The organism is Streptomyces sp. NPDC056479, from assembly GCF_042795335.1.
Lineage (GTDB): Bacteria > Actinomycetota > Actinomycetes > Streptomycetales > Streptomycetaceae > Streptomyces.
Genome location: NZ_JBHTRZ010000001.1, coordinates 19,823 through 35,760, shown reverse-complemented (window position 1 = coordinate 35,760; position 15,938 = coordinate 19,823). Strand labels below are relative to the sequence as shown.

At 70.4% G+C, this 15,938-nt stretch carries 11 protein-coding genes; 2 read left to right on the top strand and 9 right to left on the bottom strand.

What is annotated here, in order from left to right; genetic code table 11:
• Positions 1-197: 197 nt before the first annotated feature.
• A complete protein-coding gene (locus tag ACFQ6S_RS00150) occupies positions 198-1,586 on the top strand; it encodes an OFA family MFS transporter (protein WP_383401159.1) in 1,389 nt (462 codons plus the stop codon).
• A gap of 1 nt (position 1,587) precedes the next feature.
• Entirely contained in the window at positions 1,588-2,976 is a 1,389-nt protein-coding gene (locus ACFQ6S_RS00145; protein ID WP_383401157.1) for an OFA family MFS transporter, read from the top strand.
• 77 nt (positions 2,977-3,053) lie between these two features.
• On the opposite strand, the gene ACFQ6S_RS00140 is transcribed toward ACFQ6S_RS00145, so the two are convergent.
• The 9 genes from ACFQ6S_RS00140 to ACFQ6S_RS00100 all read right to left on the bottom strand — a co-directional run bounded on the left by ACFQ6S_RS00140 (position 3,054) and on the right by ACFQ6S_RS00100 (position 15,705).
• Positions 3,054-4,115: a sugar phosphate isomerase/epimerase family protein gene (locus ACFQ6S_RS00140; RefSeq protein ID WP_383401155.1), complete on the bottom strand. Its 1,062-nt coding sequence runs from the start codon at positions 4,113-4,115 to the stop codon at positions 3,054-3,056.
• 114 nt (positions 4,116-4,229) lie between these two features.
• The gene (locus ACFQ6S_RS00135) at positions 4,230-5,684 is read right to left on the bottom strand and encodes an alkaline phosphatase family protein (protein ID WP_383401154.1); all 1,455 of its coding nucleotides are present in this window, start codon (positions 5,682-5,684) and stop codon (positions 4,230-4,232) included.
• A complete protein-coding gene (gene eboE, locus ACFQ6S_RS00130; RefSeq protein WP_383401152.1) occupies positions 5,681-6,850 on the bottom strand; it encodes a metabolite traffic protein EboE in 1,170 nt (389 codons plus the stop codon). The genes ACFQ6S_RS00135 and eboE overlap by 4 nt, the downstream gene beginning before the upstream one ends.
• A 3-nt stretch (positions 6,851-6,853) precedes the next feature.
• Entirely contained in the window at positions 6,854-7,777 is a 924-nt protein-coding gene (locus ACFQ6S_RS00125; RefSeq protein ID WP_383401150.1) for a TatD family hydrolase, read from the bottom strand.
• Positions 7,777-8,535: an EboA domain-containing protein gene (locus tag ACFQ6S_RS00120; protein ID WP_383401149.1), complete on the bottom strand. Its 759-nt coding sequence runs from the start codon at positions 8,533-8,535 to the stop codon at positions 7,777-7,779. The genes ACFQ6S_RS00125 and ACFQ6S_RS00120 overlap by 1 nt, the downstream gene beginning before the upstream one ends.
• Positions 8,536-8,732: 197 nt before the next feature.
• A complete protein-coding gene (locus ACFQ6S_RS00115; RefSeq protein ID WP_383401147.1) occupies positions 8,733-9,695 on the bottom strand; it encodes a sugar phosphate isomerase/epimerase family protein in 963 nt (320 codons plus the stop codon).
• Positions 9,692-10,666, bottom strand: a complete 975-nt coding sequence (locus ACFQ6S_RS00110) for an SCO3242 family prenyltransferase (RefSeq protein ID WP_383401145.1) — start codon at positions 10,664-10,666, stop codon at positions 9,692-9,694. Before ACFQ6S_RS00110 ends, ACFQ6S_RS00115 begins: the two co-directional genes overlap by 4 nt.
• Entirely contained in the window at positions 10,663-11,898 is a 1,236-nt protein-coding gene (locus ACFQ6S_RS00105) for an inositol-3-phosphate synthase (RefSeq protein ID WP_383401143.1), read from the bottom strand. Before ACFQ6S_RS00105 ends, ACFQ6S_RS00110 begins: the two co-directional genes overlap by 4 nt.
• 87 nt (positions 11,899-11,985) lie before the next feature.
• Positions 11,986-15,705, bottom strand: coding sequence for a ThuA domain-containing protein (locus ACFQ6S_RS00100; RefSeq protein WP_383401141.1), 3,720 nt, complete (start codon positions 15,703-15,705; stop codon positions 11,986-11,988).
• Positions 15,706-15,938: the final 233 nt, after the last annotated feature.

Here is a 15,938-nt window from a genome sequence, read left to right as displayed (position 1 = left end):
GCGGGGGGGGGGGGGGGGGGGGGGGGGGGGGGGGGGGGGGGGGGGGGGGGGGGGGTTGTGGGGGGGGGGGGGGGGGGGGGGGGGGGGGGGGCTCTGTTGGGTTTCTCCTTTCCCCCCCCCCCGGGACCCGCGCGCGCACGAAAGGCATTGGACAGGGGGCGCTGGCCAGAACTTTCGACGCAAGGGGTGCAACCAACGTGACAACAACCGACGTTCCACGGGTCGCCGCCTATCGCGAGGTGACCGACAAGAACGGACGCGTCTACCGCATAGGCGAGTCCGACATCGACATCATGGGCCGCAAGCGCAAGTGGATGGTGATCCTGCCCTGGATCGGCATGATGGGCATCTCCTCCGCCGAGTACGCGTTCGCGTCCGCCGAGGACACGCTTCACACCGCGCACCACTGGGCCAGTGCGCACATCTTCTGGATGATGACGGTCTGGGTGTTCTTCCAGGCCGCGGTGGCCTTCCCTGCCGGCAAGCTGCGCGAGTCCGGCAAGCTGCCGGCCCGTTTCGCGATGATGCTGGGTGCGGTGGGCACACTGCTGGGCTATCTCTCGCTGGCCTACGCACCACATGTCGTCGTCGCCTATGTCGGCTTCAGCATGTTCAGCGGCATGGGCGCCGGCATGGTCTACGCCACCTGCGTCAACATGGTCGGCAAGTGGTATCCGGAGCGCAAGGGCGGCAAGACCGGATTCGTCAACGGCGGCTTCGCCTACGGCTCGGTGCCCTTCGTCTTCCTCTTCACCGGCTACATGGACCTGACCAACTTCCGCTGGGTGCTGGTCTCGGTCGGTCTCCTCCTGGCCCTGATGGTGGGGACGGCGGGCTTCTTCTTCAAGGACCCGCCGAAGAACTGGTGGCCGGCGGCGATCGACCCGCTGAACCCTCCCAAGGACCCGCGTGCCGCTCGCTCGCTGCGGATGAACCCGCCCGCCGTGCGCCAGTACACCCCTCGCGAGGCTTGGAAGACGGGCCGGGTGGCCCTGATGTGGTTCTGTCTGGCCTGCACGTCCGGCGTGAACATCTTCGGTATCGCCTTCCAGGTGGACATCGGTGAGGAAGCCGGATTCGCGGGCGGGATCGTGGCCACGGCCATGTCACTGAAGGCGGTCGTCAACGGAACCGGCCGAGGCGTGATCGGCTGGCTGTCCGACCTCTACGGCCGCAAGCGGTGCCTGCTCGCCGTGTGCGTCATCCTGGGTCTCGCCCAATACGGCATCCTCTGGTCTGCCGAGAGCAAGCACCTGACGTTCTTCCTGATCTTCTCGGCGATCTCCGGCTTCGGCGGCGGCGCCATCTTCCCGATGTTCGCGGCACTCACCGCCGACTACTTCGGCGAGAACAACAACGCGTCCAACTACGGCATGGTCTACAGCGCCAAGCTGGTCTCCGGTCTCGGCGCGGGCATGGGCGCCGTGGTCGTCAGCGCCTGGGGTCACTCCGGTGCCTTCATCCTGGCCGGGTCGATCTCGCTCTTCGCCGGCTGCGTGGCGCTGTTCCTCAGCCCGCCGGGACGCGACAAGGAAACGAGCCGTATCGCCCCCAACCCGCAACCGCTCGGCGAGGACATGGCCTGACATGACGGCAGATCCGTACGCAGCAAGCAGTTCGTCCGCACACTCCGACGCCGCACACCGTCCCTACCGTGAGGTCACCGACGCGCGCGGGCGCGTCTACCGCGTCGGCGAGACCGACCGGGACATCCTCGGTCACTCACGCAAGATCATGGTGTATCTCCCGTGGATCGCCATGATGGCCATCAGCGTCTTCGAATACGCGTACGGCTCCGCGGAGGACACGCTGTCCCACGCGCACGGCTGGACGCAGAGCAACACCTTCTGGATCCTCAGCGTCTGGGTGTTCTTCCAGGCAGGTGTCGCCTTCCCGGCGGGCTGGCTGCGCGAGAAGGGCATCCTGACGGCCCGCAGGGCCATGTACGTGGGCTCGGGCATGTGCCTGCTGGGGTTCCTCGCCCTGTCGCACCTGAACGACGTCCTGCTGGCGATCCTCGGCTTCGGTGTCATCGGCGGCATCGGGGCCGGCCTGGTCTACGCGACCTGCATCAACATGGTCGGCAAGTGGTTCCCGGAACGCCGCGGGGCCAGGACCGGGTTCGTCAACGGCGGGTTCGCGTACGGATCGCTGCCGTTCATCTTCATCTTCAACTACGCGTTCGACACCGCGAACTACCACCGGGTGCTTGACCTGATCGGCTGCTACATCATGATCGTCGTCTTCGGATGCGCGTTCTTCTTCAAGGACCCACCGAAGAACTGGTGGCCCGCGGACGTCGATCCGCTGTCGTTCTCGGGCGACCAGAAGAACGCGCTCAGCCTGGCCAAGAACCCTCCTGCGGTGAAGCAGTACTCGCCCCGGGAGGCGATCAGGACGGGGATGCTTCCCCTGATGTGGCTCTCCGTCGTGCTGACCGCGGGAGTGTCGATCTTCGGCATCTCCTTCCAGGTCGACTACGCCAAGGAGGTCGGCTTCGGCCCCCTGGTCGCGGCGTCGTCGATGGGTGTGATGGCCGTCATCAACGGCGTCGGCCGCGGCGTCGTGGGCTGGCTGTCCGACCGCTGGGGCCGCAAGTCGACGCTGGTGTTCGTGATCGTCGTCCTGGGTCTCGCCCAGTTCGGCGTGATCTGGGCCGGAGACCTCCGGAGCGAATGGCTGTTCCTGCTCTTCGCCTTCCTCTCCGGATTCGGCGGCGGTGCCTTCTACCCCTTGTTCGCGGCGCTCACCCCGGACTACTTCGGGGAGAACTACAACGCGACCAACTACGGCCTGGTCTACAGCGGCAAGCTGATCAGCGGCCTGTTCGGCGGCGGTCTCGGCTCCATGGTCGTCGCGGCCTGGGGCTACGACGGCGCGTACGCGCTCGCCGGCGGCCTGTCGCTCGTGGCGGCGGCGATCGCGCTGCTGCTGCGGCAGCCGGGGCGGACGGCCACGCCGCGGCCGGCGGGGTGAACCAACGCGCTGATCTGTCGTGAACCTGAGGAGGCCCTCCCCGATCCGGGGAGGGCCTCCTCATGTGGGTACGGCCGTCAGCAGCCCTTCTCGCGCAGCGAGTGCAGGTGCGCGCTCGAACGGCGAGCGAACGTGAAGGACTCGGTCGGGTTGTCGTGCTCCGCCTGCCAGTGGTGGGCGAATCGCTGGCCGCGGAGCTTCGTTACGGCGGAGATGAACCGCTTGTAGTCGATGTCACCGTCGCCGACGTCGACCATGCGGTAGCCGTAAGTGTTGGCCGGGTCGTTCACCCCGTCCTTGACGTGGAACAGCGGGTAGCGGTCGGGCTGCTTCAGCACGTAGTCAAGCGGCTCGAAGGGCGCGGGTGAGCCGTCGGGCCGCTTCGAGAAGCGGAACTGGCCCGAGTACGCCCAGTAGATGTCCATCTCCAGGTAGACGAGGTCGGGGTCGGTCTCGGCGAGCAGCACGTCGTAGAGACGGACCTTGGGGTTGTCCGTGGCGAAGGAGAACTCCTCGGAGTGGTTGTGCTGGTAGAACTTCATGCCGCGTGCCTTCGCCGCCGCGCCGTAGGTGTTGAACTCCTCGGCGGCCCGCTTCCAGGCGTCGACGGTGGAGCCGTAGCGGAACGGCCCCGAGGCGGTGCCTATGTGCTTCAGGCCGAGGGCCTGGGCGTCGTCCAGGACCTTGGTGAGGTTCTGGGCGAAGGTGTAGGCGTTCGGGTCGTCGGAGTAGTAGCCGACGTGGCTGCCGATCGGGTTCAGGCCGTGGTTGCGGGCCAGCCGCTTGAGCTGGGCGAGGGTGATCGGGCCGGCCGAGCCCTGCGTGTATCCGGCGAACTCCACCTCGTCGTAGCCGTACTTCTCCAGTTCGGTGAAGACGGGGGCGAAGCCGAGCGTGGAGACCTTGTCGCGCAGGCTGTAGAGCTGGATGCCGAGGCGGCCGGGCGGGAGGACGGGGCGGCCGCGGCCGGCGCCGTGGGAGGCCGTGCCGGTGGTGGACGCGTTGGCGGGGGCGGCGGTCGCGGGGGCCGCGGCGGATCCCAGCAACGCCGCGGCGGTGGTGCCCGCCGCGACTCCGAGCATGCCTCGTCTGGTGAGGCGGTGGGTGAGTTCGGGGTCCGTCTGGGAAAAGCGGCTCATGCCTGGAACTCCTTGAGATCGAAGGCCGTTGTCAGTGGTGAGTGCTTCATTGGGACCAGTCGGAAGAGACGGGCCTGGCGGACCGGCGAACTGTCGCGAACCGGCCGTGATCCGTCAGCCAAGACCGGCGAGTTGGAGCAGGAGTGACTTCACATCGGTGGCCGCGACGCGGTCGCCGACAGCGCGGGGGGTGGAGCAGATGAGGAGCGGACCGTCGTCGTCGCTCGCAGGAAGGCGGCCGTGGCTGCCGCGAATAGGTGACGGATCCAGGGGCACGACCGCCATGCGGTAGCGCATGCCGAGTTTCTTGCGCGCCAGCGCGGTCGCGGCCTTGACCTTGACGTACGGGTCGAGGGGATCCATGAACAGTTCGACCGGGTCGTAGCCGGGTTTGCGATGGATCTCGACAAGACGCGCGAAGTCGGGCGCGCGGTCGTCGTCCAGCCAGTAGTAGTACGTGAACCAGGCGTCCGGCTCCGCCACGGCGACGAGTTCGCCGGAGCGCGGATGGTCGAGGTGGTGGGCCTTCTTGCCCTCGTCGTCGAGGAGTTGCTCGATGCCGGGCAGTCCGTCGAGCGCGGCGCGGGCCGCGTCGAGGTCCTCCGGCCGTCGGACATAGACGTGGGCGATCTGGTGGTCGGCGACGGCGAAGGCGCGTGACGTCATCGGGTCGAGGTACTCCATGCCGTCCTGGGTGTGCACCTCCAGCAGCCCTGCGCGGCGCAGCGCCCGGTTGATGTCCACGGGGCGGTCCGCGCGGGTGATGCCGTACTCGGAGAGCGCCACCACGGTACGGCCCTCCGTTCGGGCGTCGTCCAGGAGCGGGGCCATGGCCGCGTCCAGATCTGCGGCCGCTTTCAGTGAGCGCGGGTCGTCGGGGCCGAAGCGCTGCAAGTCGTAGTCGAGATGCGGGAGGTAGCAGAGCGTCAGGTCGGGATGCCGGGTGCGGATGATGTGGCGGGTCGCGTCGATGATCCAGCGGCTGGAGACGAGGTCCGCGCCGGGGCCCCAGAAGTGGAAGAGGGGGAAGGTGCCGAATTTCTCCGTGAGTTCGTCGTGCAGGGCGGGCGGACGCGTGTAGCAGTCGGGTTCCTTGCGGCCGTCGGAGTAGTAGACCGGACGGGGGGTGACGGTGATGTCGGTGTCTGCGCCCATGGCGTACCACCAGCAGATATTGGCAACGGTGTAGCCGGGATGGGCGCGACGTGCGGCGTCCCACAGCTTGTCGCCGGCTACCAGTCCGTTGTGCTGGCGCCACAGGAGTACGTCGCCGAGGTCGCGGAAGTACCAGCCGTTGCCGACGATGCCGTGCTCCGACGGGTGGGTGCCGGTGAGGAAGGTGGACTGGGCGGCGCAGGTGACGGCGGGCAGGACGGTGCCGAGTGACGCCTGCGAGCCGGACTGGGCGAGGGTCTTGAGGTGGGGCATGTGGTCGAGGAGGCGGGGGGTGAGGCCGACGACGTCCAGGACGAGAAGGGGGGCGGGGCGGCTCGCGACGGTGGCGTCCGGTCGGGGTGCCGGACGGCTGGCCGGGACTGGCGTGATCGCCGGGTCCGATGGCTCGGTCATGGCAGCTCCTTCAGGCCCAGATCGGTCAGCAGGTCGCGGGCGAGGGTGAGTTCGGCGGCGATGCCGTCGGCGAGCTGGCTGCGGGCTCGGGGCCGCAGTTCGGCCGGGAGGGCCTGCCACGTGTACGTCTCGACCTCCAGATGCCGGGTGAGGGGGTGCGGGCCGCCGACGAGCCGGGTCAGTGCGACCGCGAGGACGGGAAGCGTGGAGGTGAGAGGCGCGGCGGGGGCCGCATGGAGCGGGACGTGGAAGTGGGAGCGCCACGGCGAGGCGTCGGGCAGGGCCTCGCCGTTGAGCGCCTGACCGAGGTCGTCGGTGCCGCGCAGGCCGGCGGCGGTGGCCGTGCGGGTCTGGTGCAGGAAGCGAGGTTCGTCGAAGGCGGCCAAAGCCTCGCGGACATCGGGGAGGTGAGGCTGCTCGGCGTGCAGTGCGGCCGAGAGCTGAGACTTGACGATCTGGACACGTGCGTCGGTGAGCGCGTCCAGGGCGGTGTGCGGATCTTCGAAGGAGGTGGCGAGGTGACAGGTGTCGACACAGATACCGATGCGGTCGTGGCCGATCGCGGTGAGCGGGGCGATGGCGTCGCCGGTGGTCTCGACGACGCACCCGGGTTCGGGTTCGAGGCCGACACGGATGTCGCGGCCGGTCAACTCGGCCAGGGCGTCGAGCCGTTCGGCGAGGGTGAGCAGAGCGGCGCCGGCGGTCTTGGCGCTGCGCTCGTCATAGGCGGTGCGCCAGGCGAGGGGAAGGGTGGAGATGCTGCCCTCGGTGACATCGTCGGGGAGGAGGCCGGCGAGGACGCGTGCCAGGGCGGTGGTGTGGTCGAGGCGTTCGGGATCGGTCCAGTCCGGCTTGTAGACGCGGTACTTGACCTCCTCGGCGCCGAAGCCCTCATAGGGGAAGCCGTTGAGGGTGACGACCTCGAGGCCGCGCCGGTCGAGTTCGGTGCGCAGACCGCGCAGGGCGGACGGGTCGGTGACGAGGGCGAGGGCGGCGTCCTTGGCGAGCCACAGGCCGATGCCGAGGCGGTCGCGGCCGAGGCGTCGGCGGACGGGTTCGCAGTGGTCGCGGAGTTGGGCGAGCACGCCGTCGAGGGTCTCGGCCGGGTGGACGTTGGTGCAGTAGGCGAGGTGGACGGTGGAGCCGTCGGGGTGGCGGAAGCGCATGGCTCACGCTCCCGGAACAGTGGCGGCGGTCGGGTCCTCCCGCTCTCCCGCTGCGCCGGCCGGTCTCTCCTCGGGGTCCTTCGGGGCGCCACGGAGGATGGAGTTGCCCTCGTGGGTCGCCTCCGGGGCGGCGACGTCGAGGGTGAGGCGGCCGCTGAGTCCGTAGAAGGCGACGGGGTTGCGCCACAGCACCCGGTCGACGTCATCCGCGCCGAAGCCTTCGGCGAGCATCAGGTCGGCGAACTTGCGGGTCTTCAGGGGATCGCTCCTGCCCCAGTCCGCGGCGGAGTTCACCAGTACCTGCTCGGGTCCGTACTCGCGGAGGATCGCGACCATCCGTTCTTCGTCCATCTTCGTGTCGGGATAGACGGAGAAGCCGAGCCAGCAGCCGCTGTCCTTGGCTTCCTTGACCGTCGTCTCGTTGAGGTGGTCGACCAGAACGCGGTCCGGGGGCAGTGCCGACTCACGGACGACGTCGAGGGTGCGGCGCAGACCCGCCAGCTTGTCGCGGTGCGGGGTGTGGACGAGCGCGGGAAGTTCGTGGGCGGCGGCGAGCTGGAGCTGGGCGGCCAGGGCGGTGTCCTCGGCCGGGGTCATCGAGTCGTAGCCGATCTCACCGACGGCGACGACCTGGTCCTTGACGAGATAGCGGGGCAGCTCCTCGAGAACGGGGACGCAGCGTGGGTCGTTCGCCTCCTTGGGGTTGAGGGCGAGCGTGCAGTGGTGGGCGATGCCGTACTGGGCGGCGCGGAAGGGCTCCCAGCCCAGGAGGGAGTCGAAGTAGTCGAGGAAGGAGGCGGGAGAGGTGCGGGGCTGGCCCAGCCAGAAGGAGGGCTCGACGACGGCTCGGACGCCGGCGGCATACATGGCTTCGTAGTCGTCGGTGGTGCGCGACGTCATGTGGATGTGGGGGTCGAAGAGGCGCATCAGGACTCCTTGCCGTCGGTGCCGCGGCTGGCGCGCGAGGCGGCGGCCGCGGGTGGGGTGGCCGTGGGGTCGGTCAAGGTCAGGACGCGGTGCAGATCCGCGGGGACGCAGCGGCCGGCGGCGGTGCGTTCGGCGGCGTAGTCGCCGAGCATGCGGGCGAGTTCGGCGTCACCGTCGGCGCGGCGGTCCAGGTCGGCCACGGTGTCGACGTGGACACCGGTGAACAGGCACTTGAGGACGGCGTGCCGCCACTGGTGGGGGTCGAGGTGCCGGGCGGTGTAGGGACCGACTGCGGCGGCGAGGAGCCGGGTGTCGTTGGTGCGCAGGGCATCCTCGACGAGCGGGAGGGCTTCCGAGCCGGGGACCAGATGGGGCAGTGCGTACAGGACGGCGCGGCGTTCGGCGGCGGTGCCCTGGAAGTAGACCCGGGTGAGGGCCTCCGCGTCGGCGCGGGCCGCGTGCAGGATGAGGACGCGGGCGGCATCGGCGTACTCGGCGCCACAGCGGCGGCCCGCCTCGGCGATGCGCAACTCCCAGACGGAGATGGGTCCGTGGGTGCCGGGGTTCGCGGTGGCCTCGTCGAGAGCCCGGCGCAGCCAGGCGCGGGGGGCTGGGTCGAGTTGGGCGGAGAGGTGGGCACGGAGGGCGGCGGGCGGAGTCAGGGCCAGGGGGGTGTCTGGGGTGCCCGGTGGGTGTGGGGTGTCCGTCCGGCTCTCGGTGATCGTTCGGGCGTCGGCGATCGTACGGGCGTCACTCATCGGTTGCGCCTCGGTGCCGGCTCCCGGTTCGGCGCCCGCTCTGTCGTCGTCTCTGGGTCTGTCGTCGCCTCTGGGTCTGTCGTCGCCTCCGGCTGTGTTGCCGGCGTCAGTTCTGTCGCCGGCGTCGGTTCGGCTCTCCGGGCTCATTCGGTCCTCCGTGTCCGCGCCCGGGGTCGCCGGGCTGGTGCGGTGCTGGCTCATGAGGTGCTCCCTTCGGGGGTGGCGGAGGGATCGCCAGGTGGGACAGGTACGGGTGATCGGGTGGCCGTGGCCTCGGCGGTGCGGAGGAAGGGGAGGGACGCTTCGGCGAAGTGAGGGCCCGCATGGGAGTGGCGGGGCAGTTCGACGACGGTCAGGCCCTCGTAGCCGGTGGCGGCGAGGGCTTCCAGGACGGGCGGGAAGTCGATCTCTCCCTCGCCGAACGGGAGGTGTTCGTGGACGCCGCGGCGCATGTCCTCGATCTGGACGTGGCGCAGCCAGGGCGCGGCGGCGCGTACGCAGTCGGCGGGCGAGAGGGGTTCGAGGCACTGGCAGTGACCGATGTCGAGGGTGAGGCCGAGCGGGTCCGGGTCGCCGAGGGTGCGGCGCAGGCGGTGAAAGTCGTCGAGACATGCGAGGAGGTGGCCGGGTTCCGGTTCGACGGCGAGCGGCACACCGGCGGCCGCCGCGGCGTCCAGCACGGGGGTGAGGCTGTCGGCCAGCCGTTTCCACGCCGTGTCCTCGTCCGTGCCGGACGGGAGGGTGCCGCTGAAGCAGTGCACGGCGTGGGCGCCGAGTTCGGCGGCGACCCGGACGGCGCGCAGCAGCAGGTCGACGCGGCGAGCGCGGTCGTCGGGCTCCGGGTCCAGCAGGGAGGGGCCGTGTTTGCGGCGGGCGTCGAGCACATAGCGGGCGCCCGTCTCCACCGTGGCACCCAGCCCGAGTTCACCGAGGCGCTCGGCGACTCGGCGGGTGCGGGCGGACAGGTCAGGGGCGAAGGGGTCGAGGTGCATGTGGTCGAGGGTCAGACCGACGCCGTCGTAGCCGAGGTCGGCCAGCAGGGCGAGGGCATCGTCGAGCCGGAGGTCGGCGAGGCCGTTGGTGCCGTAGCCGAAGCGGAGAGAGGTGCGGCGGGAAGACGGTTCGGCGGGGTCCTGCGCCGGGCGGGGCCGCGGGCTCATGTGATGCTCACCTTCTTCGCGTACTTCCGTCCGATCGGGGCGAGCGCGGCGATGGCCAGGGCGGTGAGCCCGGAGCCGGCGCGGGCCGCGAGCGCCGCCTGGAGCGGGATGGTGGCGCGGATGCCGCCGCCGACGGCGCGCTGGGTCAGTGGCGGTGAGGGGTTGAGCGCGGCGTGGGTGTAGGGGCGCCCGGCGGTGGCGGCGTAGGCAGCGGCGAGGGTGGTGCGCAGGGCCCCGGCGGGCGTGAGGTCGGCCCCGACATGCGCGGGGGTCCGGCGTCCCGTACCGATGCCGGTGGCGATGGCCGTTTCGGCAGCGGTGCCGACGCCGGCACCCGCACACGTCTCTCCCGTCGTGCCGCGTGCGCCGCGTGGCACGAGCCGGGTGAGGACGGCCGTCGCGGCGAGAGCGGCAAGCGGCGGCAGGGATGTGCCGCCCTGGGTCTCCCGGCGGGACACGGTCGTCACGGCGAGGGTGTGGGTGCCGAGGAGGGCGGCGGAGGGCAGGGCCTCCCGCGGACGGCCGGTTGTTGCCGCGGCTCCGAGGAGATGGTCGAGGCCGCGGGCGGCGGCCATGGCAAAGGGGCCGGCGGGCGTGTGCTTGAGGGCGAGGTCGTAGGCCCAGACGGTGGCGGCCAGGGGGGCGGCCACCGCCAGGGCCGGGCGGCCGGCCCTGGCGGCCAGAGCGACCCCGGCGGCGGTCAGGGCGCAGGCCGCCGTGAAGGCGGAGGACGGCCGGATGCGGCCCGAGGGCAGGGGCCGGTGGGGGCGTTCGACGGCGTCCTCCGCGCGGTCCGCCCAGTCGTTGAGGGCCATGCCGGCCTCATAGAGGCAAAGGGAGGAGCCGATGGCGAGCAGGGTGCGGGCATTGGGCCGGGCCCCGGCGGCGACAGCACCGCTCAGGGCGTCGCCGGGGACGGTGAACAGGGCGGGGAGGCGCAGCAGTTCGGCCCAGGCACGACTACGGCTCACGGCCGCTCCCCCGCAGCGGACTCGCGCGGATCGGCACCCTGGGCAACGGCCTCGGCGAAGGACTCGCGGTGACCGGCGTCCCGGTCGACAGCCCCCTCCACGGCTCCGCCCGCCGAGCGGAGCCGCTCCCCCAGCCCCGTCAGCGCCGCGTACTGCTCCCCCAGACTCGCCGGCCCCTCCCCCACCGGATCCTTGAAGTAGAAGCCCAGTTCGCCGAGCGGGCCGGTCAGGCCGGCCTCGTGGGCGCGAGCCGTGAGCCGGGCCAGGTCCAGTACCAAGGGGGCCGCGAGCGCCGAGTCGCAGCCCTGCCAGATGGTCTGGAGGATTATGCGGGTGCCGAGGAAGCCGTCGAAGGCAATGTGGTCCCAGGCGGTCTTCCAGTCGCCGAGGGCCGGGACGTCGTCGATGTGCACCTCGCCCTCGGGGAGCGTGCCGAGGGTGTCGGCGAGGACGCGTTCCTTGCCGGCGTTCTTCGCCGCCGCGGCGGCCGGGTCGGCGAGGGCCGCGCCGTCACCGCCGCCCAGCAGGTTCGTGCCGGACCAGGCCCGCACATTCAGTGCCCGCTGCGCGAACATCGGGCCCAGCACGGCCCGCAGCAGGGTCTGTCCGGTCTTGCCGTCCCGGCCGGCGTAGGGCAGGCCGCTCCGCTCGGCCTCGCGGGCGGCGACGGGGTGGTGCATGCCCTCGGAGGGGGTGAAGTTGACGTAGGGGCAGCCCGCGCGCATGGCTGCGAGCGCGTACAGGGTGCTGGCCGGCAGCGGGGCGTCGGGGCCCAGGGACGCGGGTTCGGTGGAGGCGACGTTCACCACCACGGCCCGCTCCAGCTCGTGACGGTGCACGAAGTCGCGTATGTCGTCGGCGAAGGCCGTGATCAGCTCCGCGTCGCTCCTGGTGTCGCCCGGGGTGGGGCCGCCGGGCCTGATCTCCCGGTCGGCGGTGGCGAGTTCGGCGGCGACGGCGGTGGCGACGCCCGGTGGGAGGACTCCGCCGGCGGTCAGGGTCTCGGCGCGTTTGGGAAGGGGGCAGTCGAGGGTGTCATGGCCGCCGAAGACAAGGCCGGACAGCGCGGGCAGGCCACTATCGGTGAAGGCCGAGGTCTCGGTCACCATGCCGGTGGGCGGGTGCAGCCCCGCGGCGATGGCGGCGCACCCCGTGACGACGGTGGTGGCGACGGAGCCTCGGGCTCCGATCAGCCACACTCCCACACGCGGTCGGGAGAGGGACGCGGACATGGGCAGCCTCCTGATCGTGCGCGAACCCGAGAAGAGGGGTGGAGACGGCGGGCGGGGATCCGGCGTTCCCCGCCCGCCGCCGTTCGGTTACCCGGTGACGGGCAGTTCCTTCAACTGGATGTTGCGGAAGGAGACCTGGTCGTCGGCGCCGTGGTTCTGGAGGCCGATGTGACCGTCGGTCAGGCTCCGCTCAGGGTCCTTGTTGGTGAAGTCGTTGATCCTGACTCCGTTGAGGAACACCTGGAGGCGTTCGCCCTGGACCTTGATCTCGTAGGAGTTCCACTGGCCGGGCGGACGCAGAACCCGGTCACGGGCCTTGATGTCCGCCGACTTGAACGAGTAGACGGAGCCCGTGGTGCGGTCGGGCGCGTCCGTTGCGTCGATCTGGATCTCGTAGCCCTTGTTCACCGCGGACCAGGGGTCGTCGGAGGCCGGGAAGCCCACGAAGATCCCGGAGTTGTCGTCGCCCTGCATCTTCCAGTCGAGCTTGAGCGAGTACGACTTCAGCTCCTTGGCCTGGTACCAGAGCAGGCCCATGCCGCCCTCGGACTCCAGGGCGCCGTCCTTGACGTTGAACTTGCCGGGGCCGGCCTGCTTCCAGCCTTCCAGGGTCTGGCCGTTGAAGATCTTCCGGTAGTCCTTGCTCGGCTTGCAGTCCGCCTTGACCTGGCCGGTGGCGTACTGCAGACCGCCGAGCAGATGGGCCCGGAAGGCCTCCTCGGCGTACGACTCCTTGGTGTGGCCGCCGCCGGTGTAGAAGGACCGGCCGCCGCCGTAGCTCTGGCACCAGGCGATCGGGTGGTCGCCCTTCATGTTCCCGCCCTGGTAGGTGGTCTCGTCAAGGGTGGCGAGGACCTTGGCCTGCTGGCGCGGGTTGGTGCGGTAGTTGTACCACTCGTCGGTACGCTCCCAGGCGTCGCCCAGGTGCGCGGTCGAGGGGTGGTCGTGGTCCTCGACGCGTACGGTGGCCTTCTGGATGGCCGGGTGCGAGTCGAAGTAGGCGCCGACGAGGCCGCCGTAGAACGCCCAGTCGTACTCGGTGTCCGCGGCGGCGTGGATGCCCATGTAACCGCCGCCGCCCGCCACGTAGTCCTCGAACGCCTTCTGCTGATCGGCGTTCAGTACATCACCCGTGGTGGACAGGAACGCCACCGCGTCGTACTTGGCGAGGTTGGTGGTGGTGAACTGCCGGGCCTCCTCGGTCGCGTCGACCGTGATGCCGGCCGGGCCGCCGAGCTCCTTCAGGGCCGCGATGCCGGCCGGGATGGAGTCGTGGCGGAAGCCGGCGGTCTTGGAGAAGACCAGGACCTTCTTGCCGCCCCTGAACGGCTCCTTGGAGAACTCGAAGTCGTCCACGTCGTACAGCGCGCCCTCGCCGCCCTTGAAGACCAGGTAGATCTCCGTGGTGCCCTTGGGCAGCGCCCGCAGCGGCACGTCGACGTTCTGGAAGGTCTCCCAGCCGCCGGTCGGCGGGATGTACGCCGAGCCGTGCAGCGGTCCGTCGGGCGAGCCGGTGCGCACCTCGATGAACCCGCCCGCGCCGCCGGAGGAGGCCCGCACGGTCATCTTCTTCTGTCCGTCGAACCGGTAGGGGGTGAAGGCGATCCAGTCGCCGTCGTTGATGTCGCCGACGGTCTTGCCGCCGTTGGCGCCGGTCTTGTCGATCACCGAGACGCCCGACTGGGTGGTGAAGTGCTCACCCTGGCGGTGCAGCGGCTGGAGCACGGCGCGGGCGGTGCCGGTGAGCGCCTCCTGGCCGTTCGCCCCGCCGTCGGTGTAGCTGGCGCCGACGACGCCGTAGATGTTGGCGTTCGGGTCGTGACCGCCGTCGCCGGCGGGCGGCGTCAGGGTGCCCTCGCAGCCCATCTCGCTGGTCAGCTCGTGGGCGTGGGAGTCGTGGCCGAGGCTGTAGGCGACCTTGACCTTGGAGCAGTCGATCGTCTCCTCGGGGTCGGTGACGGTCACCTTGAACGGGACGGGCTTGCCGAATTCGGCCATGGTGCCGTTGCCCGGGATGTCGATCTTCACCTTGGGCTCGGTGTTGCCGACCACGATCCGGGTGCTGGCGTTGCCGGTGTTGCCCTCGGGGTCCTTGGCGGTGAAGGTGGCGGTGTAGGTGCCGACCTTCTTGTACTGGTGGGTGGGGTTGAGACCCTCGCCCTTGGTGCCGTCGCCGAAGTCCCAGCTGTAGGTGAGGTCCGGGGAGTCGGCGTCCTTGGCGGTGCCGGTGAACTTGACCTTGAGTCCGGCCGCTCCGGACGTCCTGTCGGCGCTCACCTCGGCGATCGGCGAGAAGCCGTCCTCGGCGTTCTCGATCCGGTACAGCGCGGAGTGCTCGTCGCCCTGGAACCAGGAGATGCCGTAGTCGAGGACGTAGAGCGCGCCGTCGGGGCCGAACTCCATGTCCATGATCTGGGTGCCGGTCCACGGGAAGTCGTTGATCTTCGCGACGGAGCCGTCCTCGTTCTGCTCGATCCGCTTGATCCAGCGGCGGCCGAACTCACCCGCGAAGAAGTCACCGTCGTAGGCCTCGGGGAACTTCACGCTGGAGTCGAGCTCGGGGTCGTAGCGGTAGACCGGTCCGCCCATCGGGGACTCGGAGCCGGTGCCGAACTCGGGCACGGAGCCGCCGTCGTACGGGATCCAGGCGGCCTGCGCGGGCGGCAGGTCGGTGAGGCCGGTGTTGTACGGCGAGGTGTTCTTCGGGGCGGCGCAGTCGAACCTCTCGCCGGAGGTGCCGGTGGCGAAGTCGTAGTCGACGTAGGCGTCGTTGTTCCCGGTGCAGAACGGCCAGCCGAAGTTGGCGGCCTTGGTGACCTTGGCGAACTCGACCTGTCCGCCCGGACCCCGGCTGGGGCTGGCGGCGCCCGCGTCGGGACCGTAGTCGCCGACGTAGACGATGCCGGTCTTGTCGTCGACGCTCATCCGGAAGGGGTTGCGGAAGCCCATCGCGTAGATCTCGGGACGGGTCTTCTCGGTGCCCGGGGCGAAGAGGTTGCCCTCCGGGACGGTGTACGAGCCGTCCTCGGCGACCTTGATCCGCAGGAGCTTGCCGCGCAAGTCGTTGGTGTTGCCGGCACTGCGGCGGGCGTCGAAGGCGGGGTTGCGGCCCTCGCGGTCGTCGATCGGCGTGTAGCCGTCGGAGGAGAAGGGGTTGGTGTCGTCGCCGGTCGACAGGTAGAGGTTGCCGGCCGCGTCGAAGTCGATGTCGCCGCCGACGTGGCAGCAGGTGCCGCGGGAGGCCGCGACGTCGATGACCTTCTTCTCGCTGGCGGTGTTCAGCGTGCCGTTGGCGTTCAGGACGAAGCGGGAGAGGCGGTTGACGCCGTCGAACTTCGCGAACTCCTCGGCGGTGCCGGTCTCCGGGGCGTCGCCCTCGGGGGTGTCCAGCGGCGGGGCGTAGTAGAGGTAGATCGCCCGGTTGTTCTTGAAGTCCGGGTCGATGCCGACGCCCTGGAGGCCTTCCTCGTCATGGCTGTAGACGGGGATCTTGCCGGCGACCTTGGTGACGCCGCCCTGGTCGGTGAGGCGCAGGGTGCCGTCGCGCGAGGTGTGCAGGACGCTGCGGTCCGGGAGCACGGCGAGCGACATCGGCTCGCCCATCTCGGGTTCGCCCTTGGCGAGCGGAACCTGCTGGAACTGCCCTTCGGCGGCGGCCGGTTCGTCGTGTTCCGGGTGGCCGGGGTGGGCGCCGGCGACGGTGGCCGGGGCGCCCACGGCCAGGAGCAGGCCGGTGAACAGGGCGACGGCGGTGCGAAGCCTGGAGCGCCTCGGGGTGCGGGTGCTTCGGGGTCTGGTTCTGTGCACGAAGTCCCTCCGGGAACGGGGTGTGCCGTACGGGGTGGGTGCGAAGACGCGCGGTGCGGGCGCCGGGGTGCGCCGTCACCCCGGAGGTGGCTGTGCCTTGAACGCTTCTGTGTGTCCTGAACGCTGCTGCGTGTCCTGAACGATTCCGTGTGTCCCGAACGATTCCGTGTGTGTCCTGAACACTTCAGGGACGGTAACCGCGTCCGTCCGGGGCGAACACCCCTTGCGTCAGG